The sequence below is a fragment of the Campylobacter sp. BCW_4321 genome, from assembly GCF_001763075.1.
Lineage (GTDB): Bacteria > Campylobacterota > Campylobacteria > Campylobacterales > Campylobacteraceae > Campylobacter_D > Campylobacter_D jejuni.
The window spans coordinates 68,212-77,301 of the sequence record NZ_MJYA01000017.1 but is presented as its reverse complement, the minus strand read 5'-3'; the positions used below and the strand labels follow the sequence as shown (position 1 = coordinate 77,301).

At 32.4% G+C, this 9,090-nt stretch carries 6 protein-coding genes; 2 read left to right on the top strand and 4 right to left on the bottom strand.

The annotated features are described in order from the left end of the window. Positions 1–107 precede the first annotated feature (107 nt). The 3 genes from AJN58_RS03080 to AJN58_RS03070 all read right to left on the bottom strand — a co-directional run bounded on the left by AJN58_RS03080 (position 108) and on the right by AJN58_RS03070 (position 4,429). Positions 108–1,154: a type II asparaginase gene (locus AJN58_RS03080; protein WP_083265156.1), complete on the bottom strand. Its 1,047-nt coding sequence runs from the start codon at positions 1,152–1,154 to the stop codon at positions 108–110. 85 nt (positions 1,155–1,239) lie between these two features. Further along, positions 1,240–2,811 (bottom strand): single-stranded-DNA-specific exonuclease RecJ, encoded by a 1,572-nt coding sequence (gene recJ / locus AJN58_RS03075; protein ID WP_002871160.1) that lies wholly within the window; start codon positions 2,809–2,811, stop codon positions 1,240–1,242. Then, entirely contained in the window at positions 2,798–4,429 is a 1,632-nt protein-coding gene (locus tag AJN58_RS03070; protein ID WP_002871159.1) for a CTP synthase, read from the bottom strand. Before AJN58_RS03070 ends, recJ begins: the two co-directional genes overlap by 14 nt. Before the next feature lie 119 nt (positions 4,430–4,548). On the opposite strand from AJN58_RS03070, the gene thyX reads away from it, so the two are divergent. Both thyX and AJN58_RS03060 read left to right on the top strand, forming a co-directional pair. After that, a complete protein-coding gene (thyX, locus tag AJN58_RS03065) occupies positions 4,549–5,172 on the top strand; it encodes an FAD-dependent thymidylate synthase (RefSeq protein WP_002871158.1) in 624 nt (207 codons plus the stop codon). 119 nt (positions 5,173–5,291) lie between these two features. Continuing rightward, the gene (locus AJN58_RS03060) at positions 5,292–6,677 is read left to right on the top strand and encodes a cation:dicarboxylate symporter family transporter (protein WP_070276293.1); all 1,386 of its coding nucleotides are present in this window, start codon (positions 5,292–5,294) and stop codon (positions 6,675–6,677) included. A gap of 38 nt (positions 6,678–6,715) precedes the next feature. Here AJN58_RS03060 and AJN58_RS03055 read toward each other — a convergent pair whose 3' ends face one another. After that, positions 6,716–9,085, bottom strand: a complete 2,370-nt coding sequence (locus tag AJN58_RS03055) for a ribonucleoside-diphosphate reductase subunit alpha (protein ID WP_002860869.1) — start codon at positions 9,083–9,085, stop codon at positions 6,716–6,718. Positions 9,086–9,090 lie beyond the last annotated feature (5 nt).

The following is a 9,090-nucleotide window of genomic DNA, read 5'->3' as shown; positions in this document are numbered from 1 at the left end:
GGGGGGGGGGTTATTTTAAATGATAATAAAAAATATACTATTAATAGGATTGAAAGGCTTGACTTAGGGAAGATAAATTCCCTAAGTTTAGAAATATTTAAAAAATTTTAATATTTTAAAAAATACTCTTGAATTTTTTTAGGATCACTTGTTTTTGTAAGCGCTAACATAAGCAAAACTCTTGCTTTTTGAGGATTTAAATCTTCAGCACTGATAAAACCTAATTTTTCATCTGAATCACTCACAGCAACACGACCTGCTACAACCCTTGAACTTACAACAACATCAAGTCCTTTTTTTATAAGCTCTTTTAAAACATTTTTTTGATCTTCATGTATACTTCCTGCACCACTTCCTGCAACAACTATGCCCTTAGCTCCATGTTCAAATAAAGCTTTTGCAGCGACACCACTGCCATCATTTGAATAGCTATAAAGAATATCTACTTTTGGTAAACTTGTGAGTTTACTTACATCAAAAGGAGCGTTTTTTGTGTGAGCTTTGGTAACATTATTATAAAAAAAGACTTTACCATCTACTATATAACCCAAATCCCCAAAATCGGGAGAAGAGAAAGCATCAACATTTAAACTATGGGTTTTTACCACGCCTCTAGCACTTAAAATTTTATCATTCATAGCTACCATAACACCCTTGTCCTTAGACTCTTTATCAGCAGCTAATGCTACAGCATTGTAAAGATTTTTTGGCCCATCTGCACTTATAGCGGTTGATGGACGCATAGCGCCAACTAAAACTACAGGCTTATCACTTTTAATGGTTAAATTTAAAAAATAAGCAGTTTCTTCCATGGTGTCAGTACCATGAGTTATAACCACACCATCCACCCCTTCGGCAAAAAGCTTATTGATTTCTTTAGCAAGCTTTAGCCAAATTTCATCACGCATATTTGAACTATCAATATTTGCTATTTGTTCCCCACTAATATTAGCTAAATCTTGAATTTGTGGAACCGCTTTGATTAAAACATCTACACCAACAACCCCAGCTGTATAACCTGTTGTGGCAACAGCACTATCAATAGAACCTGCTATCGTTCCACCTGTTGCTAAAATAGCAATCTTTGGTTTAGCTTCTGCCATACATGCTCCTATAGATAAAAATACTAATACACATAATAGTAACTTTTTCACAATTCTCCCCTTATTTTGTTAAAATTCGTTTCATTAATGAAACTTATATAATATTAATAAATAATAAATAAAAATTTTATAAATTTTATAAAATTTCTTTAATAACAAATTGTGGAGTTACCAATCCTCTAAATTCATTCTTAGAAATACTTCCAAGCAAAGAAATATTTTGATTCAATTCTGGCTCTTTATCAAAATTAAAAAATAAAGCTTCTATGGTTTTATTTTCCTTGGTTAAAATAAGCTTTAAGTGTTTTTCATCTTTACCTAGAAGTTTTTTATTTTTTACACAAAGATTTTCTAAAACAAAAAAAGGTCGTGGATTTTTATGTCCAAAAGGTTCAAAAGATTCTAAAATTTCAAGCATTTCGAAATCAATTTCGCTAGGTTCTAAGATTCCTAAAATTTCATCCGAATCCAAAAATTCACTTTCAGAAATTTGCGAACATTCTTTTTTGATTTTATTTTTAAATTGTTCAAAATTTTCAGAGTTTAAACTGATTCCAGCAGCACCTTTATGACCACCATAATTGCTTAATATAGAATTTGTCTTAGAAATTAAAGCTAAAATATCAATCTTACCAACACTTCTTGCACTGCCTTTTAAGTGTTCTTCATTTTGAGAAAATACAAAAGCAGGTTTATTAAAATGTTTAGCTAAACGACTTGCCACAATCCCTAAAACCCCTTCATGCCAATTTAATCCCGATACCACAATACAAGAATCGTTTTCATCGATTTGATTTAAACTATCTTCAAAAAGCTGCTTTTCTTCATCTTTACGACTTTCATTAAAACTAACAATTTGCTCTAGATATTCTAAAGCTTTATTAAAATCTTTAGTGTGTAAAAATTCATAAGAAATACTTGCATCATCCATTCTTCCAGCACTATTTATAAGTGGAGCAATTAAAAATCCTATATTATCAAGAGCAAATTTATCCTTTTGATAATAATGCTTAATAGCCCGAAAAGCAGCTCTTTTGGATTTGTTAATATGATCTATACCACGCCTTACTAAAGCACGATTTAAATCTCTAAGCTCCATCATATCTGCAATAATTGCAATCGCCAAAAGTTCTAAAAATTTACTCATATCGTATTTAAGCTTGCAAACTTCTTTTAAAGCCGCTATCAAATACCATGCCACTTGAGCTCCACAAATTTCAATTTCTGGAAAATTACAATCTTTTTGCTTTGGATTGATAATGGCAAAAGCATCAGGCAAAACATCTTGAGGCATATGATGATCAGTGATAATCAAATCTATATTTTTTTCTTTACAGAGTTTGGCTGCTTCAAGAGCAGCTATTCCATTATCTACTGTTATTATTAAATTTACATCAAGTTCGTTGATGATCTCAGCATTTAATCCATATCCATCTTTAAAACGATTTGGAATTCTTACTATATAATCAAAACCTATATCATCGAAAAATTCTGCCATAATAACACAAGAAATGATTCCATCAACATCATAATCCCCTACTATGGCGACTTTCTCATTTTTTTCTACAGCTTCTTTGATTCGATTAGCTGCTTTATATGCATCCTTTAAACAGCATGGCAAAGGCAGATCACAAAGTTTGGTATGTAAATCTTTTTCAAAGCGCGAAGCCAAAATTTTTTTAATTTCATTTTTATTAATTATCTTCATAGTTTATAGCTGCCTTGATAAAACCGCAAATCACAGGGTTAACATGCTCAAGTCTTGAAGTAAATTCTGGATGAAATTGCACAGCCAAGAAAAAAGGATGACAGTTAAGTTCAACTGCTTCAATCAATCCTTTGCTTTCACCACTTACAATTAAACCGTGTTTTTCAAAATCTGCTCTATATTTTGGATTTGCTTCATAACGGTGGCGGTGGCGTTCTTTTACACTTTTTGCTTCATTATAAACCTTAGCCAAAAGGGATTTTTCCTTGATATCACATTTATAAGCCCCTAAACGCATAGTTCCGCCTAAAGGAGTTTTTGCAGTACGAATTTGTTTTTCTCCATTTGTATCCATAAATTCATCAATCAAATAAACCACAGGATTTTGGCATTTCTCATCAAATTCACTTGAATTTGCATCTTTAAGTTTTAATACATTTCTAGCAACTTCCACCAAAGCAAGCTGCATACCTAAACAAATTCCTAAAAAAGGAATTTTATTTTCTCTTGCGTATTGAATGGCTTTTATCTTACCTTCTACACCACGATATCCAAATCCCCCAGCAACTAAAATTCCACTCACATCTTTAAATACTTCAGCACTTTCCATATTTTCAAGTTTTTCACTATCTACCCATTTTAACTCCACTTTAGTATCTAGAGCTGCGCCTGCGTGTATAATAGCTTCAGTAAGGCTTTTATAACTTTCTTTTAAATCCACATATTTGCCTACAAAAGCGATTTTAACTTCATTACTTGGAGCTATAACTCTTTTTACCAAAGAGTCCCAATTTTCCATATTAGGTTTTAAATTTTTCAAATCCAAAATTTCAGCAATAGGGCTTAAAATATCTTGCTTTAAAAAATTAAGTGGAATTTGATAAATACTAGCCGCATCAACACTTTCTATCACGCAATTTTTTTCCACTCCACAAGAAATAGCAATTTTATCTTTTAAATCCCTATCAAGAGCTTTTTCACTACGACAAATAATCATATCAGGACTAATGCCTATGCGTCTTAACTCGCCTACACTATGTTGAGTTGGCTTTGTTTTTAATTCTCCTGCAGCCTTGATAAAAGGTACTAGGGTAAGATGAATATTCATAGCATTATTTTTACCCACTTCCAAACGCAAAGCACGAATGGCTTCTAAAAAAGGCAAGCCTTCTATATCCCCAACAGTTCCGCCTATTTCAACGATGAGTATATCTTTGCCTTCTCCTGCTTTTTTAATGCGATCTTTGATTTCTCCTACTATATGAGGGATAACTTGAATGGTTTTGCCAAGATATTCTCCACGCCTTTCTTTTTCAATCACACTTTGATAAACGCGTCCTGTAGTAAAGTTATTATCTTGAGATAAACTCTCATCCAAAAAACGCTCATAATGCCCCAAATCAAGATCTGTTTCTGCTCCATCATCAGTTACAAAAACTTCCCCATGCTCAAAAGGACTCATGGTGCCTGGATCGACATTGATATAAGGATCAGCTTTTAAAATACTCACTTTAAGTCCTGAATTTTTTAAAAGTGTTGCGATAGAAGCAGCAGCTATCCCTTTACCCAAAGAACTTAAAACTCCACCTGTTACAAAAATATATTTTGTTTGTTTCATTGATAATAAGCCTTATTTTTTTATCTAATTATAGCTTGATAAAACTTTTTATTTCATTAGAATTTTAAGTAAAAAATGCAAGAATTACAAAAAATATTTTTATCAAAAAAGGAATAAGCATGCAAATCACTTTACTTTTTCACACTCCATTATCTATTTGTTCTCATGCAACAAGAACTTGTTGGCAAAGCTTTGAAAAAGGCGATTGCGGTGGCGAAAAAGATAAAGAACTTATCGATCGCGTGGGCAATAAATTCAAACACGCTTCAACCTTAGAACATCTAAACTATACTTTTTATATACAAGGAATTTCAAGAGCTTGTTTGCAAGAAGTTGCAAGACACCGTCACACTAGTCCTAGTGTAAAAAGCACGCGTTATACCTTAAAAGAACTTCGCAATGAAGCTGAATTTAAAATAGGAGATTTTGAAAATGCAAGCCGTTATCTTGTGCTTTGTGGTAATGAAGAGGTTGATAACGCAAGCATTAAAGCCTTAGAAAATTTACGCACTATTTTACAAAAAAGCATTAGTCTAGATATAGCCAAATACTGCTTACCAGAAAGCTATAAAACCGAACTTACACTAACGATTAATGCAAGAAGTTTACAAAATTTCATATCTTTGCGTAGTTCAAAATCAGCTCTTTGGGAGATTAGAAATTTAGCAAATGCTTTATTTGAAGCCTTACCGCAAGAACACAAATTTATATTTGAACATTGCTTACATAAAGATATAGAATAAATCATACTAATTTTATCTTATTTAAAATATTTTTATGCTACCATTTATAAAATCAAGCTTTATGCAAGTATATTTTCATATACCTTGTGCTTGATTATAGTTTCTTATAAGGACTTTTTATGGATAAACAATTTTTTCAAGATTTTCTAATGATTTCACAAGCTCATACTATAACTACTCTTGCTATGCTTTGTGTTGTTTTTTACGCATTAAAAAAAATGCGGGATATAAAAATCAATTTTTCTCTTCGCATGCTATTTGCGCTTTTAATGGGTTTGGGGTTTGGTTTTGCTTTGCAATATTTGGCAAATTTTCCAGATGCTAAAGAAGCAAGTAATATTCTTTGGTATAGTGAAACAAAACATTGGTTTGCATTTGTAAGTTCTGTTTTTGTAGCTTTTATAAAAATGCTAGTTGTTCCTCTTGTAAGCATTTGCATTATAAAAGTAATTATAGAAATTGATAAAAATATCAAAATATCCTCCTTGCTTGGAATAAGTCTTTTTTGGATACTCTTTAGCACAGCCATAGCTGCAACCTTGGGTATATTTTTAGGTTATAGTTTTGATTTAGGAAGTAATTTTGCTATACATGAAGGAGATAAACAAATTCGCGAAATTCAAACTTTTTCAAATATTATACTAGGACTAATACCTAGCAACATCATTACAGCTATTAATAAAGAAAATATTATAGCTATTGTCATTTTTTCTTTTTTTATAGGAATTAGTGCTAAAAAAATTTCTAAAAAAGAAGAGTATGAACAAGCCTTTAAAAGTTTTCATAATTTTATCCTAACCTTTTATAATATTATGATGAACATGACTGCTACAGTTATTAGATTTATGCCTTATGCTGTAGTTTGTATGATGGCTAATGTGCTTTTAAGCAATGGTTTTGAAGCTATCAAAACAGCTGGACTTTTTATAATGCTTATTTATATAGCTATGTTTATAATGTTTGGGGTGCATTTTTTACTTCTTGCTTCACAAGGGTTAAACCCTATAAAATATGCAAAAAAAGCCTTTCCTGTATGGTTATTTGCATTTAGCTCAAGATCTTCTTTAGGCACTTTACCTATGACCACTTCAACTTTGCAAAATAAATTTGGAGTTAATTCAGCTATAGCTAATTTTGTAGCATCTATAGGTACAACAACAGGACTTAATGGTTGCGCAGGATATTTTCCAGCTTTAGCAGCAGTTTTTGTAGCTTTTGCTACACATACACATATTGATTTTACATTTGCTTTAATGATAGTTTTGGTAGCTGTGATTGGATCCTTGGGTATAGCTGGGGTACCTGGAAGCGCAACTATGGCAGCTTCTATTATGCTAGCAGGGATTGGATTTGGTAATAATTTTGTCATGCTAAGTTTGATTTTAGCCATAGATCCTATTATAGATATGGCAAGAACAGCAAGCAATGTCTCAGGAACTATGACTTCGGCACTTTGTACCGCAAAAAATCTAAAAGCTCTAGATAAAGAAATTTACAATTCTTAATCTTTTAAAACCCAATGCTTTTCATTGGGTTTTAGTATTTATTGGCAACCTTCACATTCTATGCTACGATCTGCAACATTGACTTTTTCACTATCAGGGCTTTCACTTCTTAAATAATAAGTAGATTTTACTCCAAGCTCCCAAGCGAGTTGATAAATTTCATTTAAATATCCCCCACTTGCTTTATCGAGCGACAAAAAGATATTTAAACTCTGCCCTTGATCGATCCACTTACCACGCACAGCAGCAGCCTTTACAAGAATTTTTTGATCAAGTTCGTAGGCTGGAGTATAGTATTGCCAAGTATCAAGGCTTAAATTTGGCACAACAACAGGTATCATACCACTTAAATTTTGTTCAAACCACTTTCTTTTATAAACAGGTTCTATAGTCTGCGTAGTACCCACCAAGATAGAAATAGAAGAAGTAGGTGCAATGGCCATCAGATAACCATTTCTCATACCATCTTTTTTAACTTTTTCTCTAAGTTTAACCCAATCGCATTCACTTTGATCAAATAAACCTTCTCTTAAAGTTAAAGCTTTAGCCTTAGGACTTGCTACATCAATAGGAAAAATCCCCTTGCTCCAGTTTGATCCTTCAAAATCTTCATAAGAACCTTTTTCAAGAGCTAAATTTGAACTCGCATTAATAGCCTCAAAGCTAATTTGCTCCATAATCTCATCGATTTTATTTAAATGCTCATCACTTCCCCAATGAATCTTAGCCTCAGCAAGCATTTGTGCCTCACCCATGACTCCAAGACCTATGGCACGAGATTTTAAATTTGTATCTTTTACTTTTCTATGAGGATAAAAATTTAAATCAATTACATTATCAAGCATACGAATAGCCGTTGGCACAACACGCTCTATATCTTCTTTGGTATATACTTTGCTAAGATTTATACTTGCTAAATTACAAACGGCTGTTTTTCCATCATTTTTATATTTTTCCACTATATAAACTTTATTACCATCAATACTATCTAAAGTTGAGATTTTTTTGGCTGGTTTTTCATATCCCCCATCGATCACAACTTTTTGTTCTTCATCAAAATGAAGCTCATCTCCATTTTCAAAAACTACTTTAATTTGATAATAATTTGGCTCGGTATTTTGAAAAATTTCAGTACATAAATTTGAACTTCTAATAATTCCTACATGAGCATTTGGATTTGCTCTATTAGCACTATCTTTAAAACATAAAAATGGCAAGCCTGTTTCAAAATAATTTAGCAAAATTTTCTTCCAAAGCTCTTTAGCTTCTACGATTTCTTTGGTAATGCTTTCATCTTTTTCATATTCTTCATAGCGTTTTTCAAAAGCCTCGCCATATAAATCACACAAATCCGCTGTATCTGCAGGATCAAAAAGAGTCCATTTATCATTAGCTCTTACTCTCTTCATAAAAAGATCATTGATCCATAAAGCAGGGAAAAGTTCATGAGCACGGCGTCTTTCTTCACCTGAATTTTTACGCAAATCAATAAAATCACTTATATCCATGTGCCAAGGTTCTATATAAACGGCTATAGCTCCTTTTCTGGTTCCTAGTTGATCTACTGCCACGGCAATATCATTAGTAATTTTCAAGAAAGGTATAATCCCTCCTGCAGCGTTTTTATGTCCATCTATGCTTCCACCCATAGCACGCACTTTAGACCAATCCCAACCTATACCGCCACCAAATTTAGAAAGCAAAGCCATTTCTTGATAAGAATCAAAAATGCCTTCAATATTATCAGGAGTTGAACCTATATAGCAAGAGCTAAGTTGATGGCGCGTTGTCCTAGCGTTTGATAAAGTTGGAGTTGCAAGCATGAGTTCAAATTTAGAAATAAGATCATAAAATTTCTTTGCCCATTCTTGGGGATTAAATTCATTCTGCGCTAAAAACATCGCAATGGCCATAAACATTTGTTGAGGAAGTTCTATAGGCATACCTTTACTATCTTTAATCAAGTATCTATCATATAAAGTTTTAATACCAAGATAAGTAAATTGCATATCGCGTTCAGGCTTAATATAAGCATTTAAATCATCTAAATCGTATTTTTCTTTAAGACCAAGTAAAATTCTTCCTTCTTTTTCGCCCTTTTCAAAATATTCACGCAAATGATTATAGCGATTCATACCATTAACTTTCTTATACAAATCAAATAAAAAAAGTCTAGCTGCAACAAAGGTCCAATTTGGACAATCAATATCTATCTTATCTACCGCGGTTTTAATTAAAGTTTTTTGAATTTCTTCAGTTGAAATTCCATCGCGAAATTGAATCTTTGCATCGAGTTCAAGTTCGCTTAAATTCACACCTTCTAAATCTTTTACAGCATCAGAGGTGCATTTTTTAATCTTAGAAATATCCAATTCTTCTGTGCGACCATTTCTTTTAATAACTTTCATTGCCT

Bases quoted from the DNA above. Each gene is read 5' to 3' on its own strand.
- thyX (WP_002871158.1), top strand. From the start codon at position 4,549: ATGCAAATCACTTTACTTTTTCACACTCCATTATCTATTTGTTCTCAT.
- AJN58_RS03060 (WP_070276293.1), top strand. From the start codon at position 5,292: ATGGATAAACAATTTTTTCAAGATTTTCTAATGATTTCACAAGCTCAT.
- recJ (WP_002871160.1), bottom strand. From the start codon at position 2,811: ATGAAGATAATTAATAAAAATGAAATTAAAAAAATTTTGGCTTCGCGC.
- AJN58_RS03070 (WP_002871159.1), bottom strand. From the start codon at position 4,429: ATGAAACAAACAAAATATATTTTTGTAACAGGTGGAGTTTTAAGTTCT.
- AJN58_RS03055 (WP_002860869.1), bottom strand. From the start codon at position 9,085: ATGAAAGTTATTAAAAGAAATGGTCGCACAGAAGAATTGGATATTTCT.